Raw genomic sequence first — 18,352 nt, forward strand, 5'->3', positions numbered from 1 at the left:
AATTTTATGAATTATATATGAATTTATTGATTTTAAAGGTACTCTATGCTAGAATAATACTTGGTATTTATTATGCAATTTTGTGATGACACAGACCTTTATACAGGGGAGTAAAGGTGAGGTTCAGCAGATGAAGGGAGTAGTTTTTTAGGATGAAGAATAAATATCTGATGAAAATTTTATGTATTACCTTAATCTCCACGATGGTATTGGCGAGTCCTGTTAGTATCATGGCTTCTGCAGAAGAAGGTTTTACTGTTAACTCAGAGGATGCAGGCAGTGTCACAGAGACACCGAGTCCGGAGCCGACAGAGACTCCGACACCAGACCCAACGGGTACGCCGAGTCCAGAACCGACAGGAACTCCGGACCCGACGCCAACGGATACTCCGAGCCCAAGCCCGACTCCAAGTCCAGAGCCAACAGAGACTCCGGAACCCGATGAGATTTCAAAGGAAACTCAGGAAGTCATTGATTTGATTGACTCTATCCCGAGCAATATTACGTTGGACTGTGAAGAAATTATTGTCGAAGCAGAGGAAGCTTATGAGAATCTTTCAGATGAAGAGAAAGCGATGGTTTACAATTATGTGACTTTGCTACAGGCCAGGGAGCTTTTGGACGAGCTGAAGGAGAATGAGGCGGAGAAACCTGAGGATGGTTCTGACGGTGAAAATAGTTTTAACGATAGCGATAGTAATTCAGGGGACAGTTTTAGCAGCGAAAATACAAATGTTCAGGTAGGCCAAAAGGTGACGATTGGTTCTTCTTCCATATCAAATCTTCATGCGGGAAAAGGTTTTTATTTGGATAGTCTAGAAGAAAATTACAATCTCTCATTTTCCGATGATTTTGCAGAGGTGATGGAGGAGATTGAACAGGAGTATAAGGACGCGAACAAACTGGTGGATGTATCAGACACAGAAGAAGATCACTTGACCAGTTCGCGAGACAACCTGTTGGTGAGAAATTGGCAGGATATATTGGCTGTTTACATATACCAGCAGTCTAAAGAAGGGACGGATACCTTTACATTAGACGAAACCGCCAAGGAGGAGCTGGCAGAGATTTTTGCACAGATGAATCCTGTGGTCCGTGATAAGAAGAACATAACGAAAGTGAGTTATGGAAATTATCATATCAATTATTATATCAAGAAGAATAAGATTTCCAAAGACGATCGTGAGATTTTGAAAAAGTACACAGAGACAGATTGTAAGTTACTGTGTGCCGTTGTGACGGGTGCAAAGGGGTTTGTGCGTCAGAGCGTCGGAGAGGAAGTGTCGGAAGAGCGTGTGAATGTGATTACGGCGGCTTATTCGTTGGTAGGTAGAGTAGGCTATTTCTGGGGAGGTAAATCTACGACCATTGGTATGGACCCCAGTTGGGGAGTTGCCACAACAGTGGATGCGGATGGCAGCAGAACGACGGGAAGCCTGCGCGCGTATGGCCTGGATTGCAGTGGTTTTGTGACCTGGGCGGTGATCAATGGGTATCAGGATCAGGAAATGCAAGGAGTAATTGGTGATGGCACCTCTGACCAATGGTTGAAGGCCAATACGGTCAGCGAGGAAGATGCACAGCCGGGAGATCTTGTATTTCAGAGAGGACCAGAGGCTGGGAGCGATAATCATGTCGGTATTATCTGTGGACAGACAGATGCCGGAGACTGGATTGCCGTACATTGTTCTTCGAGCAAAAACGGAGTTACCGTGGGCGAGGCATATTCCGCAAGCTTTCGCTATATTCGCCAGCCAGATTTCTATCCAACTCAGGAAGAGTTAGACGAGATTGAAAAAGAGAAGAGTCAAAATACTTCTATTTTGGCGGCGCTTGAGGAAGAGGATTCGAAATCTTCTAGCCCGAAAAAGACTTTGACAATTTTAGAAGATGACGACACGGAAGCTGGAGATGGGTTCCAGGGATTGGAAGTGCTAGACTAAAGAAAGGTACCGCATAACCTCAGGGAGAGGGAGTGCGGTACATTTTTATTGTTAGGTCAGGGACTTGACAAATAGACGAAAACGACATATACTTTGAAAGTCAAAGTAATAAATATAAAGGTGAATAAATATGACTACAAGAATTATAGGAACAGGAAGTGCTCTTCCAGAAGCTGTTGTAACCAATGATGATCTCTCAAAATTGGTTGACACCAGTGATGAGTGGATTAGCAGCAGAACTGGAATCAGGGAGCGCAGACTTGTGAATCCTGATGAGAACACGGTATCTTTGGGAGCAAAAGCGGCTCAAAAGGCGTTGGAGGATGCGAAAGTTTCTCCTGGAGAGATTGATCTGATTCTGGTCGCGACAAGCTCTAGTGAATTCTATTTTCCAAGTGTGGCTTGTCAGATACAAGGAATTCTGCGGCTTGACAATGCGGTGGCTATGGATGTGAGTGCGGCGTGCTCAGGTTTTTTGTTTGTGTTAAATACCGCTCATGCCTATCTGAAAAGCGGTATCTACAGAAGAGCTTTGTTGGTGGGAACGGACACTCTGTCGCATTTAATTAACTGGGAAGATCGAAGTACCTGTGTGCTTTTTGGAGATGGAGCGGGTGCCTGTGTGGTAGAACAGCAGGAGACTGGAGTGATTGATTTTCTTCAGCAGACAGACGGAAGTATGGGGCATGTCCTTACTTGTAGTGCGGCTACTTTTGCCTCCCCGATCTCAGAAAGTGCTCCATTCCAGTCAATTTATATGGATGGACAAGCGGTATTCAAATTTGCGGTGAAGAAAGTTCCGGCCTGCATACGTCAGCTTTTGGAGCGAAATTGTACAGAGGTGGATGATATCCAATGGTATCTGCTTCATCAGGCAAACAGAAGGATTATACAGTCTGTAGCGAAACGACTGGGGCAGCCGGAGGAGAAATTTCCAATTAATTTAGATCAATATGGCAATACGTCGGCAGCTTCGATTCCGATTTTAGTGGATGAGCTTCATAAGTCAGGGCGTCTTAAGAGAGGAGATAAATGTGTTCTCTCAGGTTTTGGTGCTGGATTGACTTGGGGAGCGGCTTTGATAGAGTGGTAGTTGTCTGAAGTTTTGAGAATATTTTAGGCAGGCGTGATTGATGAAAATTACGCCTGCCTTTTCCCTATCCAATTTGGAAAGAAAGATTTATTATAAGTTTTCACTGTTTGCAAATTCCGCAGAAATCCGGTATGATAGGAGAGAATATAGGACGATACAGGGAGAATATATGAGAATATCTAAAAAGCGATTTTGGGCGGTTCTCTTGCTGAGTTTGGCGGCACTGGTAGCAGGATGTAGTCAGGAAAATCATCAAGCAGAGAGAAAGCTTAGCTCTTTTGAACCCAAAGAGGTGAAAGAGCTTCGCAAAAAAGAGGTTGCTCAAAGTGATGGAGAACGTTCAGAATATTTTTTTCAGCAGCTGCCGGAGGAAGAGCAGCGTATCTACCGGGAAATCTTGGAGGGTGTCCAACAGTATCAGGAGCAGATTTATGTCAGCAGTGCTGACAATGAAGCTATTGATAAGACGTACCACGCAATTCTCAGAGATCACCCAGAAGTTTTTTGGATTCACAATCGGGAGACTACCTATAAAACAGTCTATTCCACCTATACAGTATTTGAACCAGGATATCAGATTGGACAAGACGAGATTCCTGCCGTGGAGAGTGAGATGGAAGCTGCTTACCAGACAGTGGCGGGAGGCCTACTGGAAAACGCAGGGGACTATGAAAAGGCGAAAGCAGTATATGAATATGTAATATTGAATACGAATTACGGATATTCTGAGGACGATCAAAGTCTTGCAGGGGTGTTTCGAGATCATCAGGCTGTATGTGCAGGTTATGCCGGGGCAGTGCAATATCTCTTGGAACGTCTGGGAGTAGAATGTCTGTATGTGACGGGAGATACCCAGGAATCTCCTGACGGCCATGCGTGGAATATTGCCAATCTCAATGGAACCTATTATTATCTGGATGCGACAAATGGAGATCAGCCGGATTTTCTTCAGTCAGAGGAAGCAGAAACTGTAAAGGATATGGTACTCTATGATTATCTGTGCCCCTTTCCAGAAGAATACGAGAGTATGGCACAGATCCACACAGAATTTAGTTTGCCGGACTGTGTGGACACAGAGTATAATTATTATGTGAGAAATGGTAGCTGTTTTGAGGCGTACGACAGTGAGGCGATCTATCAATATGCGTGTCAGCAGATAGACCAGGGGAGCGACATGATTCAATTTAAATTTCGTTCCAGGCAGTCCTATGAGGAGGCAATTGCAGACTTGATTGAAGGGAAAGCTGTGGAGCAGATTGCTCAGTATTACATGAGTTATTACGGTATGCAACAGATAGAGTATCACTATGGAGTCCTGGAGGATTTTAACACGATTTATTTTATGTTATAGGAAAGACATTGTCACGCTAATGCGTAAAACTCCTTTTTTATAACATGAACGTTCCGCGTGGATCGCACTGCGGCGGAGTGGAAGATGGCACTTTGTGCCCCCGCCGCAGGCGGAGAATCCTGCGAGTAGAATTGAAATTTATGTCATAGATAAGTAGGTTGAGGTTCTAGTACTCTTGGCGATTAAGCAAAGCAGATAGGATCTAAAGGGGGAAAAAGTATGGAAGATATGATGCAGATTATGTTGAAACTGGGAGATTTACTGCAGCATCTAGAACAGATTGGAAAGAGCTTTCTAATCGTGGTGGCAGTGTTAGGTCTGCTCAATTGTTTTTTAGGATATAAGCTTCTGCGTCTGTGGGTGACAGTAGTGGGATTGGCCGTGGGTGGTATCGGAGGTCTGTTAGCAGGCTACCGTTTTTTGCACGCGGATCCTATTGTATCGGTGATTATCGCCGGCGTTGCTGCGTTGATTCTAGCTGGGCTGGCTTTTTACATTTATAAGGCGGGAATTTTCCTGCTGTGTGCAGGTGTTGGTCTGGCAATTTGTATCTATGTCATTCATCCCCGCAGTTCCGTAGTCTTCTTTATCTGCCTTTTGGTCAGTGTGGGAATCGGCGCTTTGGGTGTGGTCTTTGTAAAGCCCATTGTAATCGTCACCACATCCATCCAGGGAGGACTGGCAGCGGGGGCTGCAATAGTTCCCCTGTTACAGCTAGGAGATACTTTTTCTGGAAGATTTCTGGGGATTGGAATCGCGGTGTTGGGATTGATATTCCAGGTACTTACAAATCTTCACAGTGGTGATGACAAGGATGATGAGGATGAGGACGATGACCAGGAGCTAGGACGACGTCAAAGAAAAAGGAAGGAGCAGGACGAGAGAATCGAACAGTGGTGATAGACGGACAGATCAAACAATACGAGAAGAGGAAAAGAAAATGTTGCTGACCGAGAAACGAGATTATAAGCTATATGTGGATATTCGACAGGGGGAAGGCGAGGAAGAGTCACCTAGAAATTTGACAGAACTGAGTTTTTCTAATTTGGAACTGCTCCATGAGATTGTGATGAGCTCTCTTCCCCAGCAGAGACTTCCAGGGGATGACTGCCAAAAGCGCAGATATGAGTTGGCATACCGGATATATCTGTTAGAGATGGCACTAGAAGTGCAGAAAGACACTCTGAAAAAATCAGGCAGAATCGCGCATTTGGATTCCTCAGAGAAAAGCCTGATACATTATTATCTGGGGACAGCTCTCACAAAGATGATTGCTAGACGGCTGTTTCAGACAGACTATTTGACACATTTGTCAGCAATCAGACAGGCAGATGGGAGATATTTAAACTCTCCGGGAAGTAATCGGAATGACATGATCGGCGCGAAACTGACTGAAAATGGCTATCGAGTCTGGTCTGTCAAAGGGCGCAGTCAAAACAGTCGAAACGCGATGAAAATCGGATGCAGGGAAGTCTGCGACTTTCAGGCAATCAGCGGAGGCAAACCGGAAATCCAAGCAGTTTGTATGACTTACTATGATGGAGGATATCTGAATGCGGCGGTTCAGATTCCAGGAAAATCTTATCTGGAAAAAAGCAGACAGGTATCCGTAGATTTTGAGAGGAAGAGCTATCTTAGAGCCTATTACCAGTGTGTGTGCCAGTTGTTTTCCAAGGAAGGAGAAAGGCAGAATTATCGCAGAGATAAAAAATTCTATGAAGATGGAATCGTGACAGAGATACCGCTGTTTTCGGGAGGCGAGGCTGAGAAAAACAGGGTTTTGCGCGTGGGGATATCACGAAAACTTTTGAGTTGTGTCAGAGACGGGGAGAATGGTCTGGAAGATTGTATTCAACAACTGTGTTGGCAGGAGACTTTGGACCGGGAACAATATATGGGTGGAGATGGAATTTATATCTGCTGAACGGTTATGTTGATACCTTGGAGGTTTATAAAATGTAGTTGCTTTTCGGCGCTTGTTTTTTTATAATGGATAAAGATGGCTGTCTTGAAAAAGATAGTAGCAGTGACGAGAACTGTCCCAAGAAGGAGAACTTACTATGTTAGAAGGAAAAACCATATTATTGGGAGTGAGCGGAAGCATCGCCGCTTATAAAATTGCTTATCTGGCCAGTGCGTTAAAGAAACAGCGCGCTACGGTGCATGTGTTGATGACACAAAATGCCACGAATTTCATCAATCCCATCACATTTGAGTCTTTGACCGGCAATAAGTGTCTGGTGGATACCTTTGACCGGAATTTTGAATTTCAGGTGGAGCATGTAGCTCTTGCATCGAGGGCAGATTTAGTGATGATTGCTCCGGCCAGTGCGAATGTGATCGGAAAACTTGCTCACGGGATTGCAGACGACATGCTAACAACCACAGTGATGGCCTGTAAATGTCCGAAGATTTTGGCGCCGGCGATGAATACGAATATGTTTGAGAATCCGGTAGTTCAGGATAATTTGAAAATTCTGGAAAAATACCATTATGAGATTGTGCAGCCGGCTGTGGGCTATCTGGCATGCGGGGCTAAAGGAGCAGGAAAAATGGAAGAGCCTCAGGTGCTTCTGGAATATATTTACAGAGCAGTTGCCAGAAAAAAAGATCTGCTCGGCAAGAAAATCCTAGTGACAGCAGGTCCAACTCAGGAGGCCATCGACCCGGTGCGTTATGTGACGAATCATTCCACTGGAAAGATGGGATATGCGATAGCCAAGGTATGTATGCAAAGAGGGGCAAAAGTCACTTTGGTGACAGGACCAACCAACTTGCCAAAGCCGAGATTTGTTGATTTGATAGAAGTGACGACTGCCCGGGAAATGTTCGAGGCTGTGACAGCTCTGGCCGGGGAGCAGGACATTATTATCAAAGCGGCGGCTGTGGCAGACTATCGACCGAGAGAGGTAAAAGAAGAGAAAATTAAAAAATCAGATACCCAGATGAGCTTGGAAATGGAGAAGACAGATGACATTTTGAAATTTCTGGGGGAGAATAAAAAAGAAGGACAATTTCTCTGTGGGTTTTCCATGGAGACAGAAAATATGGTGGCCAATTCGCGGAAAAAATTGGAGAAAAAGAACCTGGATATGGTGGTCGCGAATAACCTCAAGGTGGAAGGGGCAGGATTCTCCGGGGACACGAATGTGGTCACATTGATTACGAAGGATGAGGAAGTCTCACTCCAACTTATGAGCAAGGAGGAGGCAGCCGATCATATCCTGGATAAGATTTTATCTATGTCAGTGTAGATGTTTTGGGAGAAAGCATTTCACGCATTAGCGTGAGAAGATATTTCCTATAACATAAACGCTACCCTTTCCCACTGAGGGTAGAGAAACTGGAAAACTCATTGTATTGTATCTCTGTGTGAGAATAGTAACAAGGAGGAAAAAATGAAAAACAACACAGTAACAGGATACGCTCGTGTATCCAAGACAAAGGGCATGGCACAGGTGGCACTTTTCGCTGCACTGATTGTACTGATGGCCTTTACACCATTTCTAGGGTATATCCCGCTGGGATTTACTCGTGCAACCATTATTCATATACCGGTGATTATCGGTTCGCTGCTGTTGGGGCCGAAAAAGGGGGCTGGGCTTGGATTTGTATTTGGATTGACCAGCTTTATCAATAACACGATAAATCCGACAGTGACTTCTTTTGTTTTCACGCCATTTTATTCCCTGGGTGAGTACAGCGGTGGAGTCGGGAGTATGATTATCTGTTTTGTCCCTAGAATTCTAGTAGGTGTGATTCCTTTTTATGTGTATCGTGGAGTGAAAAAATTGCAGAGAGAAGAAAAGGCATCCACAGCAGGTTTAGCACTGGCGGGAATCAGCGGGGCGTTGGTCAATACTTTGCTGGTGATGAATTTGATCTTTGTGTTTTTTCGGGATGCATACGCTTCTGCGAATGGGGTGGCGGCCAGCGCTGTGTATGGATTTATTCTTTCAGTCATCGGTATCAACGGGGTGCCTGAAGCAATTGTAGCAGGTATCATCACAGTGCTGATTGGAAGAGTATTACTGAATAAAAATGTGAGAGCAAAATTAGGAGTGTAACATGATATTAGTCATTGATGTGGGAAATACAAATATTGTGGTGGGGTGTATTGACGATGAAAAAACTTATTTTGTTGAGCGCCTTGCCACAGTGAGAACGAAAACGGAGCTGGAATATGCTATTGATCTGAAAAATGTGCTGGATATCTATAAAATTCATCGAAGAGATATCGAAGGCGGGATTGTGTGTTCCGTAGTTCCGCAGATTACCAGCATCATCAATCTCGCAGCGGAAAAGATTCTTCGTAAAAAGATCCTCGTTGTGGGTCCTGGGGTAAAAACCGGGCTGAATATTTTGATGGACAACCCAGCACAGCTTGGAAGTGATCTGGTAGCGGCGGCTGTGGCCGGCATTGCAGAGTATCCGGTTCCATTGATCTTAATTGATATGGGGACGGCTACGACAGTTTGCGTGGTAGATGGAAAGAAGAACTATATCGGTGGTATGATTCTGCCGGGTGTGGGGGTATCTCTGGATGCTCTGACAGCCAGAGCTTCTCAGTTGCATGGCATCAGCCTGGAGGCACCACGCCACATCATTGGCAAGAACACAATCGAGTGTATGAAAAGCGGCGTAATTTACAGCAGCGCCGCAGGTCTGGATGGAGTGGTCACTCGGATTGAAGAAGAGCTAGGCGAGAAAGCGACTGTGGTAGCGACAGGAGGGCTTGCGAAAAACATAGTACCGCACTGCCGCCAGAACATTATTTTAGATGATGATTTGCTCCTAAAGGGGCTGAAGATCATATACGACAAGAACCGGAACTCATAACCGGTGAAGATGAGGCGTTCAGACATATGTAAAGAGGGCGGATCTGTTTTTGATTCAGATCCGCCCTTTTGCGTGGTAAAAGAAAATTTATTTTCTGCGGCTGCCCCGGTATTTTTCCTCACAGTATTTGCAGCGGTAGGTCTCGTTCTCCTCGTCAGAGAGAACGAAGATCTGGTCTAGTCCCTGCTCGATGGAGGTGATACATCTGGGGTTTTTGCACTTGATTACGTTGACAACCTGTTTCGGTAGACGCAGCTCTTTTTTCTCCACAATTTTCTCATCCTTGATGATATTTACGGTGATATTGTGGTCGATAAAACCCAGAATGTCTAAATCCAGCTTGTCGATGGGACATTCTACCTTGATGATGTCTTTTTTTCCCATCTTATTGCTGCGGGCATTTTTGATAATTGCGACCGTGCAGTCTAATTTATCTAATTTCAAATCGTGATAGATTGTCATACTTTTTCCAGCTTTGATATGGTCTAGTACATAACCTTCTTTTAATGCACCTACGTTTAACATACTTTCACCTCCAATAACATGAGAATCAGAGCCATGCGGACATAGACACCGTACTGAGCCTGCTTAAAATACGCGGCCCGGGGGTCATCATCCACCTCGACTGCGATTTCATTGACTCTAGGAAGTGGGTGAAGGATGTACATATCTGGTTTGGCCAGCTCCATCTTGGCTTTGTCCAATATGTAGAAATCTTTCATGCGAACATAGTCTTCTTCGTTGAAGAAGCGTTCCTTTTGCACGCGAGTCATGTACAGCAGGTCCAGATTCGGAAGAGCGTCTTCTAAACGTTCCACTTCCTCGTAAGGGATATCCTGCTTTTTTAGTACACCATCGCGGATGTAACCTGGCAGACGAAGCTCTTCTGGGGAAATCAGGATGAATTTCACGTTCGGATAACGAACGAGTGCTTGAATCAGTGAGTGAACAGTACGGCCGAACTTCAAATCTCCGCACAGACCGATGGTCAGATTGCCCAGATGTCCTTTGAGGGAACGAATGGTCAACAGATCGGTTAAAGTCTGGGTGGGATGTTGATGACCGCCGTCTCCGGCATTGATAACGGGAATAGAAGATGCCATCGAAGCGACGAGAGGAGCTCCCTCTTTCGGATGACGCATAGCGCAGATGTCTGCGTAACAGGATGTGACGCGAATTGTGTCAGCGACACTTTCGCCTTTGGCAGCGGAGCTGGAATCAGCGCTGGAGAAACCAAGAACACTGCCGCCTAAGTTCAACATTGCTGCTTCAAAACTCAGACGGGTACGGGTACTGGGTTCATAAAATAAAGTGGCTAGCTTTTTGCCTGCACAGGCATGTGCGTATTTTTCAGGGCTTTTTTCAATATCATTTGCCAGGTCAAGGAGTTGATCTAGTTCCTCGACGGACAAGTCTAAGGGACTCATTATATGTCTCATGTATTACCTCCTGATGGATTGTATGATTTGTCACAGCATTTCCATGGATCAGAGCAAATCAAACAATGTACATTGATGTGTTTGCCCTGCTGTATGGCTAGACTGTCACATATTTTTGCCTTAAAAAGCAAGGCAGTTCCCTGATCTCCATCATATAATACTTGGGATTATTTTTCAAGGAAAAAAGAAGATTTAGAAAGATTCCCTGTTTGTTCCAATATTCAGTACCTTTTCGTAGAAAAGCCCTGTGCAGAACCAAAGGGGAGCATAATCTAGCCGAATAAGTCCTTTGTAATGACAACGGGAATTGCTGTAATCCCAAGGACAGGCATGAAAATGTCGAAGGAGAGTACCACTGGTGTACTCAATAAAATAAATTCCAGCTGTGTATAAAGTCCCTCTTAAAAAAAATGGAAGTCTGGTTAGATGCTGGGAGATTGGACCGATGACGAAGGCAAGCCCATAAATGGGAAACATCCAGATTGAGGAAGTTCCGCATAAAGTGGATTCTCCTTTTTGCAGGCTGTGAAGTCCGGTCCATAAGATTTCCAGACACCATCCAATACCGCCGCAAAGTAAAAATTGATTTTTCATAGAGCACCTCTTTGTAGATTTCTGTGATGTAGTAAAAAGTATGCAGTACAAAGTATTTCCACAGACTTGGTTTCTATACATAATCAGGACTATATGGATAAGAGGTTATTCTGACTTGGAATTATTTGATATTACAAAAATTTTACACTCTGTAGGCTGTTGTTACCTGCTTGCTCCTTGAAAAATAAAGTCTCGTATAATATACTGAAGTAAAAGGAAGACCAATTTGGAGGCATTTATGAACTATAAACAGAGCAGAGCCTACATTGATCAGGTCGAGTGTTACGGCCGGGTGTTGGGCTTAGAGAACATTGAAGAATTGACGCAAAAACTGGGAAATCCTCAGGAAGATTTAAATGTGATTCATGTGGCAGGAACCAACGGAAAAGGTTCTACAATAGCCTATCTGTCCACGATATTGCAGGAGGCAGGTTATAAAGTGGGAAAATATATTTCTCCCACGATCTATTCCTACAGGGAGCGGATGTCGATAGGAGAAAAGAAAATCAGCAAAGAGGCATTTGCCCGGCATCTGACGAAAGTCGCCGCCGTCGCGGAAGAGATGGCAGCGCAGGGGCGTCCACATCCGACGCCTTTTGAGATTGAGACAGCCGTGGCTTTTTTGTTTTTCCGGGAAGAAAAATGTGATTTTGTCGTATTAGAGACCGGAATGGGAGGAGCCACGGACGCGACCAATGTGGTGAGAAATACGAGAATGGCCGTGTTGACTCCCATCGGGTTAGACCACATGAGTTTTTTGGGAAACACGTTGTCTGAGATTGCAGCAGTAAAAGCAGGGATAATCAAAGAAGGTTGTGTGACGGTCTGCTCGTGTCAGAAGGCGGAGGCGAGAGAGGTTATTGAGCAGGAATGTCAAAAAAAACATTCCGAACTTATATGGGTTGATACTAAGACATTGAAAGTAAAGGAAACCTCTTGTTTTGGACAGACTTTTCAATGGGAAGGCGAAAATTATGAGGTTTCTTTGGCAGGAGTCTACCAGATAGATAATGCAGTGCTGGCTTTAACAGCTGTGACACAATTGCGAAAGATGGGATATGAGATTCCAAAAGAGGCGGTTTCCAGAGGTTTGTCGAATACCCGTTGGGGAGGCCGCTTTACTGTCATAGGTCAGTCACCTCTGTTTGTGGTAGATGGCGCCCATAATCCGGATGCGGCCCGTAGATTGGAAGAGTCGATTTGCCAATATTTCTCCCATAAAAATATTTACTACATTGTGGGAATGTTTCGGGACAAAGATTATGATGAAGTGCTTCGGATTACAGCGCCTTACGCTAAGGGAATCTTTACGGTACAGACGCCGAATTCCCAGAGAGCTCTAAGTGCACGAGAGCTGGCAGAGGATGCAGGAAAATATCATGACCGGGTGGAGGCAGTCTCAGATTTGACAGAGGCAGTCAAAAGAGCATATGAGGTGGCAGGTCCACAGGATGTGATTGTCGCTTTTGGTTCTTTGTCGTATCTGGGGGAGATCACACGGATTGTAAGAGAGAGAACAGATGATGAGGGAGAAAGATGACAAGGGTAAATGAATGTATACTTTACAGAAATTTTGAACATGGAGAAGTCCTGGAACAGATGACAGAACTGATGGACTTAGAGAGTAAAGAAGAATTGGGATTCTGTAAAAAAGAATTTTTCAGTTGTGTCAATCAGCTGATTGAGTTGGCAGGAGCTTACGGCTTTTCGGGAAATCTTTGGCACAATTATCTTACCTTTTTATTGGTCAACCATGAGAATGCCTTTAGTACCTCCAGCGAGATTGTGGGCCCGGTGGAAGGAACTATCAATCAGATCGCGCTTCATGATTTCGAGATCTTTAAAGAGTTGTTCGACTATAATTTTTCAGTGTTTGACCAGACATTTGGAGGAATCTATAGCCAGCTTTTGTCCGGCTATGAAAATATCAACGAGAACAGCAAACTGTTTAATAAAAGAATTCGGGACCGAATCTGTGACTTGAGCAGAAAATTGGGAAACACACGAAGCGCCGGAGAGTTTATGGAAGACATGGTGGCCTTTTACCGGGAGTTTGGTGTGGGAAAATTAGGACTTCACAAAGCCTTTCGGGTAGGCCATGATGAGAATGGAAGAGCGGTGATTGAACCGATCACAAAGATAGCGCATGTCCATTTGGATGATTTGGTGGGTTATGAGATTGCCAAGAAAAAGCTGATCGACAATACGGAGGCTTTCGTTCAGGGCAGGAAAGCGAATAACTGTCTGCTGTTCGGAGATGCAGGGACTGGGAAGTCTTCCAGCATCAAAGGAATTCTGAATCAGTACTATGATCAGGGATTACGAATCATTGAGGTGTACAAGCATCAATTTAAGGATTTAAACGAAATCATTTCACAGATCAAAAATCGTAACTACAAGTTTATCATCTATATGGATGATTTGTCTTTTGAAGAGTTTGAAGTTGAGTATAAATATCTGAAAGCGGTGATCGAAGGTGGATTAGAAAAAAAACCAGAAAATATTTTGATTTATGCTACCTCAAACCGCCGTCATCTCGTTCGGGAACGTGTGGGAGATAAACTAGAAAGAATGGATGAAGAAGATTTGCATTCCTCAGATACTGTCCAGGAAAAACTTTCTTTGGTGTATCGGTTTGGTGTGACCATTTACTTTGGAGCTCCGGACAAGAAAGAGTTTCAAAACATTGTAAAAGTTTTGGCTTCGCGCTATAAAATTGAAATGCCGGAAGAAGACTTGCTTTTGGAGGCAAACAGGTGGGAGCTACAGCATGGAGGACTGACAGGACGGACTGCACAGCAGTTTATAGACTATCTACTGGGACAGCAAAAATAGAGAGGAGAGATGCGACGAATGGCCATTCGAACTTTTGCAGCCATAGACCTTGGATCTTATGAAGTGAGCATGAAGATTTTTGAGATGTCCAAAAAGTACGGACTTCGGGAAATCAATCATGTCCGCTATCGGTTGGATTTAGGGAAATATGCCTACAGTCAGGGGAAAATCGAAAACCGGACAATCCAGGAGCTGTGTAGGGTAATTGATGGATTTCGAGAGATTATGAAGGAATATCAAGTGGAGGAATACCGTGCCTGTGCGACTAGTGCATTTCGTGCGGTGGAAAACCCCAACATCATTCTGGAACAGGTGTACCGGAGAACGGGAATACAGATTGAAATATTGAGCGGTTCAGAGCAGCACTTTTTGGGATACAAATCTATTGCTGCCATTGAGGCAGGTTTTAAGAAGATTATCCAAAAAGGCACCGCGATTGTGGATGTAGGTGGTGGAAATACCCAGGTATCACTCTTTGACAAAGATACTTTAGTGACAACGCAGAATCTTAGGATAGGTAGTCTGCGGATTCGCGAAAGGCTTCGGGAATTGGAAAAAGAGACCACACATTATGACCGTCTGGTAGAGGAATTTATCCGAAATGAGCTGTTGGTATTCCAAAGACTGTATTTGAAAGAACGAAATATTCAAAATGTGATTCTTCTGGGAGACTTTTTGCAGGATATTATTTTTCGGGAAGAGCTGGCAGACCGGATTATTACGAAAGAAGAATTCAATCGCCGCTATGAACAGATTGTCCATAAGACTGCTGATTCTCTGGCGATGGAGATGAATATACCGTCAGAGTACGCAACTCTTGTGGTGCCCATGGTCGTCATCTATAAAAATATTATTGATATTTTGGGAGCCGAAGCGCTGTGGGCGCCAGGCATCAGTTTGGCAGATGGAATTGCCTATGATTACGGTGAGAAACACAAAATCATTAAGTCAAAGCACAATTTTGAAAATGACATATTGGTATCAGCCAGAAATATTGGAAAGCGTTATTCCAGCGGGAAAAGTCATATTCAGGGTACCACAAGTGTAGCTCTGGCGGTATTTGACGGGTTGAAAAGGGTGCATGGACTGGGACCAAGAGAGAGACTTCTTTTACAGATCGCAGTGCTTCTTCATGACTGTGGAAAATATATCAGTATGACGAATGTAGCGGAGTGCTCCTATCACATTGTCATGTCTACAGAGATTATCGGACTGTCACAGCGGGAACAAAAAATTATTGCGAACACGGTACTCTATAATCAGGAAGAGTTTGCGAGTTTTGAGGAGATTAACCGTTTGGAAGGTCTGGACAGGCAGAGTTATCTGTTGGTGGCAAAGTTGGTGGCAATCTTGAGACTGGCAAACGCGATGGACCGCAGCCACTATCAAAAAGTGAAGACGATCAAGGCGGTAATCAAAGAGAACGAGTTACAGTTGATTGTGGACTCCAACAAAGATTTCAGTTTGGAACTGGGGCTTTTGAAGGACAAGCTGGATTTCTTTGAGATGATATTTGGAATTCGTCCAGTGATGAAACGCAAAAGAAAAATGTAAGGGAGGAGCATTCAGATGGACGTGAAAAGTTATGAGAAACCGGAATACTACGTGAACCGGGAACTGAGCTGGATTAAATTTAATGAGAGGGTGCTCAGCGAAGCTAGGGATAAGACTTTGCCTCTGTTTGAACGATTGAAGTTTTTGAGTATCACCTCGTCAAATTTGGATGAGTTCTATATGGTTCGTGTGGCTTCTTTGAAAGATCAGGTTCATGCAAAGTACACGAAAGCGGACATTTCGGGGCTGACTCCCAGAGAACAACTGAGAAGTATCAGCGAGAAGACACATGAGTTGGTACAGGTTCAGTATAGTACTTATAATCGGTCTTTGCTTCCTACACTGAAGAAGGCAGGGCTTCATGTGATTGAAGAACACGAAATGCTGACGGACGCGCAGAAAGAATATGTGGATCAGTATTTTGAAGAAAACGTCTATCCGGTACTCACACCTATGGCGATGGATTCCTCCAGACCATTTCCGTTGATTCGGAATAAGACATTGAATATTGGTGCTCTGATTGCGAAAAAGGACAGGAAAAAAGAGGAAAAGATTTTAGAATTTGCCACCGTTCAGGTGCCTTCCGTGCTTCCTAGAGTGGTTCTAATTCCAGGCGGAAAAAATGACAAACAGAGTGTTATTTTTCTGGAAGAACTGATCGAGCGCAACATCGGAAAACTATTTTTGAACAATGATGTGGTCTGTGCCCACCCTTATCGAATTATGAGAAACGCGGATTTGAGTATTGATGAGGACGAGGCGGAAGATCTTCTGGTGGAGATTCAAAAGCAGCTGAAAAAACGTCAATGGGGAGAGGTAATCCGGCTGGAAGTGGAGGAAAAGATGGACAGCCGGCTGCTGAAAATCTTGAAGTCAGAGTTCGAGATCAAAGAAGAGGACATCTTCACAATTCCTGGCCCATTAGACTTGACAGTGTTGATGAAGCTGTATGGATTGGACGGTTTTGAAGATTACAAGGCGTCAGGGTATACGCCTGCTCCTGTGGCTGCATTTCGAGGCTATGAGAGTATCTTTGACCGTATCAGAGAAGGGGATGTGTTTGTCCATCATCCGTACATGAGTTTTGACCCCGTTGTAAAATTCGTTCAGCAGGCGGCGAAAGACCCCAGTGTGTTGGCAATTAAGCAGACCCTTTACAGGGTCAGTGGTCATTCACCCATCGTGGCGGCTCTGGCTCAGGCGGCGGAAAATGGAAAGCAGGTCTCCGTGTTGGTTGAGCTGAAAGCGCGGTTTGATGAGGAAAATAACATCGTTTGGGCTAAAAAACTGGAAAAAGCCGGCTGCCATGTGATTTATGGATTGGTCGGTCTGAAAACTCACAGTAAAATTACTCTGGTGGTGCGTCGGGAGGAAAACGGCATTCGTCGTTACGTCCACCTGGGAACTGGAAACTATAATGATTCCACAGCAAAACTATATACGGACTGCGGAATTTTTACCTGCGATGCCAGAATCGGGGAGGACGCTACGGCAGTCTTTAACATGCTGTCCGGCTATTCCGAACCGAAATACTGGAATAAGCTGATCGTAGCTCCTCTGTGGATGAAAGACCGATTTTTGAAAATGATAGAGTTGGAGGCAAACCATGCGAAAGAGGGGAAAGAAGCCAGGATTATGGCGAAGATGAACTCTCTGTGTGACCCTAAGATTATGGAGGCTCTCTATCATGCCTCTGCCTGTGGGGTAAAAATTGAATTGATCATTCGTGGAATCTGTTGTCTAAAAGTGGGAATTCCAGGTGTGAGTGAGAATATCACAGTGAGGTCCATTGTAGGCGATTTTTTGGAGCACAGCAGAATTTTCTATTTTTATAACAATGGGGCGGAAGAAGTTTTCATGGGAAGTGCGGATTGGATGCCTAGGAACTTAGACCGAAGAGTTGAGATTGTGTTTCCTGTGGAAGATGAAAAGATCAAAAGAGAAGTCATTCATATCCTGGATGTGGAGCTCGCTGACAACCGAAAAGCCCATATACTGCAGCCAGACGGCACTTATATAAAGCCTGACCGGAGAGGAAAGGTGCTGATAAATTCGCAGCAGGAATTCTGCACAGAGGCACAGGAACAGGCGAAAGACCCTGGAAAAAAAGATAGGCTCAAAATTTTTATCCCAGCAGAACCTGCTCAGATGGGGGAAGAGGAAGTTTAGATGTGCAAAAACAGTTTTCAGCAGGTATATCATGAATTTGAGCCAATCTACAATGAAAAATCGAAGGTGCTGATTTTAGGTACTTTTCCCTCTGTGAAATCCAGAGAAGGGCAGTTTTATTATCACCATCCTCAAAATCGATTTTGGAAAGTGATGGCTGCGCTGACTAAGGAGAGGCTGCCCCAGACAATTTCTGATAAGAAAGAATTGTTGTTGAATCACCATATTGCCATCTGGGATGTAGTGCAAAGCTGTCAGATTAAAGGTTCCAGTGACAGCAGTATACGGAATGTGGTTCCAGCCGATATCGACAGAATTTTAAGGGACTCTGAGGTGGAGAAAATCTTTACCAATGGAACAACTGCCTATCGTCTTTATAAAAAGTATTGCCAGAAAGCCACGGGGGTGGAGGCAGTTTGTCTGCCTTCCACAAGTCCAGCAAACGCGGTTTGGCGTTTGGAACAACTGACCGAGGAGTGGGGCAGAGAAATTTTTCCTTTTTTGTAACGTAACTATTCAGTCGAATATGCGGCGA

Annotated in this window: 16 protein-coding genes; 13 read left to right on the forward strand and 3 right to left on the reverse strand. The window is 44.4% G+C overall.

The annotated features are described in order from the left end of the window. Positions 1–152 precede the first annotated feature (152 nt). The 8 genes from BLHYD_RS06555 (at position 153) to BLHYD_RS06590 (ending at position 9,226) form a co-directional block, all read left to right on the forward strand. On the forward strand, positions 153–1,943 hold the full coding sequence (locus BLHYD_RS06555; RefSeq protein WP_005946458.1) for a C40 family peptidase: 1,791 nt from the start codon (positions 153–155) through the stop codon (positions 1,941–1,943). 130 nt (positions 1,944–2,073) lie between these two features. Beyond that, positions 2,074–3,036 carry a beta-ketoacyl-ACP synthase III gene (locus BLHYD_RS06560; protein ID WP_005946460.1) on the forward strand — a complete coding sequence of 321 codons (963 nt, stop codon included), beginning with the start codon at positions 2,074–2,076 and terminating at the stop codon, positions 3,034–3,036. Positions 3,037–3,205: 169 nt separating this feature from the next. Next, complete coding sequence (locus BLHYD_RS06565; RefSeq protein ID WP_242648374.1) at positions 3,206–4,387, forward strand: transglutaminase domain-containing protein; 1,182 nt, start codon at positions 3,206–3,208, stop codon at positions 4,385–4,387. Between the two features lie 219 nt (positions 4,388–4,606). Then, complete coding sequence (locus tag BLHYD_RS06570; RefSeq protein WP_005946463.1) at positions 4,607–5,287, forward strand: TM7S3/TM198-like domain-containing protein; 681 nt, start codon at positions 4,607–4,609, stop codon at positions 5,285–5,287. Positions 5,288–5,327: 40 nt separating this feature from the next. Further along, on the forward strand, positions 5,328–6,311 hold the full coding sequence (locus BLHYD_RS06575) for a hypothetical protein (RefSeq protein WP_005946465.1): 984 nt from the start codon (positions 5,328–5,330) through the stop codon (positions 6,309–6,311). Positions 6,312–6,447: 136 nt separating this feature from the next. Beyond that, the gene (gene coaBC / locus BLHYD_RS06580) at positions 6,448–7,641 is read left to right on the forward strand and encodes a bifunctional phosphopantothenoylcysteine decarboxylase/phosphopantothenate--cysteine ligase CoaBC (protein WP_005946467.1); all 1,194 of its coding nucleotides are present in this window, start codon (positions 6,448–6,450) and stop codon (positions 7,639–7,641) included. 144 nt (positions 7,642–7,785) lie between these two features. After that, a complete protein-coding gene (locus BLHYD_RS06585) occupies positions 7,786–8,454 on the forward strand; it encodes an ECF transporter S component (protein ID WP_005946469.1) in 669 nt (222 codons plus the stop codon). A 1-nt stretch (position 8,455) separates the two neighbouring features. Next, the gene (locus BLHYD_RS06590) at positions 8,456–9,226 is read left to right on the forward strand and encodes a type III pantothenate kinase (RefSeq protein WP_005946471.1); all 771 of its coding nucleotides are present in this window, start codon (positions 8,456–8,458) and stop codon (positions 9,224–9,226) included. Between the two features lie 87 nt (positions 9,227–9,313). Here BLHYD_RS06590 and BLHYD_RS06595 read toward each other — a convergent pair whose 3' ends face one another. The 3 genes from BLHYD_RS06595 to BLHYD_RS06605 all read right to left on the reverse strand — a co-directional run bounded on the left by BLHYD_RS06595 (position 9,314) and on the right by BLHYD_RS06605 (position 11,259). After that, positions 9,314–9,751 carry an aspartate carbamoyltransferase regulatory subunit gene (locus BLHYD_RS06595; RefSeq protein ID WP_005946473.1) on the reverse strand — a complete coding sequence of 146 codons (438 nt, stop codon included), beginning with the start codon at positions 9,749–9,751 and terminating at the stop codon, positions 9,314–9,316. Beyond that, the gene (gene pyrB / locus BLHYD_RS06600; RefSeq protein WP_040350311.1) at positions 9,745–10,665 is read right to left on the reverse strand and encodes an aspartate carbamoyltransferase; all 921 of its coding nucleotides are present in this window, start codon (positions 10,663–10,665) and stop codon (positions 9,745–9,747) included. The genes BLHYD_RS06595 and pyrB overlap by 7 nt, the downstream gene beginning before the upstream one ends. A gap of 192 nt (positions 10,666–10,857) precedes the next feature. Further along, on the reverse strand, positions 10,858–11,259 hold the full coding sequence (locus BLHYD_RS06605) for a putative ABC transporter permease (RefSeq protein WP_005946477.1): 402 nt from the start codon (positions 11,257–11,259) through the stop codon (positions 10,858–10,860). 238 nt (positions 11,260–11,497) lie between these two features. Here BLHYD_RS06605 and BLHYD_RS06610 point away from each other — a divergent pair, with 238 nt between their 5' ends. Genes BLHYD_RS06610 through BLHYD_RS06630 form a run of 5 tightly spaced genes read left to right on the forward strand, consistent with a single transcriptional unit; the run spans position 11,498 to position 18,324 of the window. Further along, complete coding sequence (locus BLHYD_RS06610; RefSeq protein ID WP_005946478.1) at positions 11,498–12,799, forward strand: bifunctional folylpolyglutamate synthase/dihydrofolate synthase; 1,302 nt, start codon at positions 11,498–11,500, stop codon at positions 12,797–12,799. Continuing rightward, positions 12,796–14,094, forward strand: coding sequence for an ATP-binding protein (locus BLHYD_RS06615; RefSeq protein WP_005946480.1), 1,299 nt, complete (start codon positions 12,796–12,798; stop codon positions 14,092–14,094). Before BLHYD_RS06610 ends, BLHYD_RS06615 begins: the two co-directional genes overlap by 4 nt. An 18-nt stretch (positions 14,095–14,112) precedes the next feature. Beyond that, positions 14,113–15,648 carry a Ppx/GppA phosphatase family protein gene (locus tag BLHYD_RS06620; RefSeq protein ID WP_005946482.1) on the forward strand — a complete coding sequence of 512 codons (1,536 nt, stop codon included), beginning with the start codon at positions 14,113–14,115 and terminating at the stop codon, positions 15,646–15,648. Positions 15,649–15,663: 15 nt separating this feature from the next. After that, a complete protein-coding gene (locus BLHYD_RS06625; RefSeq protein ID WP_005946484.1) occupies positions 15,664–17,817 on the forward strand; it encodes an RNA degradosome polyphosphate kinase in 2,154 nt (717 codons plus the stop codon). Next, positions 17,818–18,324: a DNA-deoxyinosine glycosylase gene (locus tag BLHYD_RS06630; protein WP_005946486.1), complete on the forward strand. Its 507-nt coding sequence runs from the start codon at positions 17,818–17,820 to the stop codon at positions 18,322–18,324. Positions 18,325–18,352: the final 28 nt, after the last annotated feature.

Source organism: Blautia hydrogenotrophica DSM 10507 (genome assembly GCF_034356035.1).
Lineage (GTDB): Bacteria > Bacillota > Clostridia > Lachnospirales > Lachnospiraceae > Blautia_A > Blautia_A hydrogenotrophica.